Origin of the sequence: Collinsella sp. AM20-15AC, from assembly GCF_003471405.1 — a bacterium.
In the GTDB taxonomy this organism is placed as follows: domain Bacteria; phylum Actinomycetota; class Coriobacteriia; order Coriobacteriales; family Coriobacteriaceae; genus Collinsella.
In genome coordinates this window covers 1-1,506 of the sequence record NZ_QRJA01000061.1, presented here as the reverse complement: position 1 = coordinate 1,506, position 1,506 = coordinate 1, and the positions used below count along the sequence as shown (strand labels likewise).

The 1,506-nt window shown below is 69.9% G+C and carries 1 protein-coding gene; it reads left to right on the top strand.

What is annotated here, in order from left to right:
• Positions 1-126 precede the first annotated feature (126 nt).
• A complete protein-coding gene (locus tag DW233_RS10050) occupies positions 127-1,446 on the top strand; it encodes an IS256 family transposase (protein WP_233502389.1) in 1,320 nt (439 codons plus the stop codon).
• The last annotated feature ends 60 nt before the right edge of the window (positions 1,447-1,506 follow it).

Below are 1,506 nucleotides of genomic sequence, written 5' to 3'. Positions count from 1 at the left end.
GGTAGCGCGCAGAGATGTGGTGTAAGAGGCGGGGAATGCCCCGCCTCCGCCCTTTCTTGAAAGGGAGGGGACACCGCCTAGAATTCGTCGTTGGAGTAATGAAGGTGACGAATGGAAGGAAAGGCGATGCCCCAAGAAGAGAGTGTACTGCGCCTCGGCCGCGACGAGGCCCTCGAGGCGGCGAGGCTTTGGCAGGAGTGCGGCGACGCGCGCGAGTTCGCGTGCAGGGTGCTGGGCAGCGTGATGAACGCGCTGATGGACTCCGAGGCCCAGCAGATGTGCGGCGCGAGCCGCAACGAGCGCAGCGACGGCAGGGAGAACAGCCGCAACGGCTACCGCCCCAGGTCGCTCAAGACCGCCGTGGGCGACGTGGAGCTCGAGATACCCAAGCTCAGGCACGGCACCTACTACCCCGAGGGCATGCTCGCGCGATGGTCGCGCGTCGACACCTCGGTGGCCGCCATCGTGCAGGAGATGTACGTATGCGGCGTGTCCACCCGCAAGGTCGAGCGCGTGGCGTCCAAGCTGGGCATATCCTCGCTGTCGAGCTCGGAGGTCTCGAGCCTCTGCTCCGACCTCGACGCCGAGGTGGCGGAGTTCCGCCGCCGCGACCTGTCGGGCACGCCGTGCTGCTACCTGTGGCTCGACGCTACCTACATGAGCTGCAGGGTCGGCTCGTCGGTCGTCTCGCAGGGCGTCGTGACCGCGATCGGGCTGGGCGCCGACGGGCGCAAGCACTTCCTGGGCTGCGACGTGGTCGACACCGAGAGCGAGGACTCCTGGGCGGCATTCCTCGGCGGGCTGCGCGAGCGCGGGCTGGCCGGCGTTCGCCTCGTGGTCTCCGACAGCCACGCCGGGCTCGTGGCCGCCGTCTCGCGCCTGTTCCAGGGCTGCGCCTGGCAGCGCTGCGTGACGCACCTGCAGCGCAACCTCCAGAGCGCCTGCTCGGGCAGGCCCGAGGACTCCAAGGCGGCCGTCAGGGACCTCGTGCACGCCGCGGTCTACCAGGACGACCCCGACCTCGCGCGCTGCGTGTGGGCCGAGGCGGCGCCCTGGGTGGCGTCGGTGTCCGCCAGGGCCGGCGAGGTCTTCGAGCAGGCCGAGGACTCCGCGCTGGCGTTCACGGCCTTCCCCAGGGCGCACTGGGCCAAGCTCCGCACCAACAACGTCCAGGAGCGCGCCAACCGCGAGATCAAGCGCCGCTACAGGGTCGTGCAGTCCTTCCCCTCGAGGGAGTCGATGCTGCGCCTGACGTGCGCGAGCCTCATGGAGACCGAGGGACAGTGGTCCCAGCAGCGCGTGTTCTCCGAGGCCTCGGCCGCCGAGGGCTTCGCCGAGCCCGCGGACAGGCCGGCCCCGACAGAGGGGAGGCGCCGCGCGCTCGGGCGGCGCGCCAGGGAGATAGTGGACGAGATAGTCGAGAGGCGCGGTCTCAAGAAGGAGTAACATCGGGACTTGCAGCGACGGACCTCGGGACGCTCTTACACCACGTCTGCGCGCGCCACC

Coding starts and splice junctions, on each gene's coding strand:
- DW233_RS10050 (WP_233502389.1), top strand. CDS start 127: ATGCCCCAAGAAGAGAGTGTACTGCGCCTCGGCCGCGACGAGGCCCTC.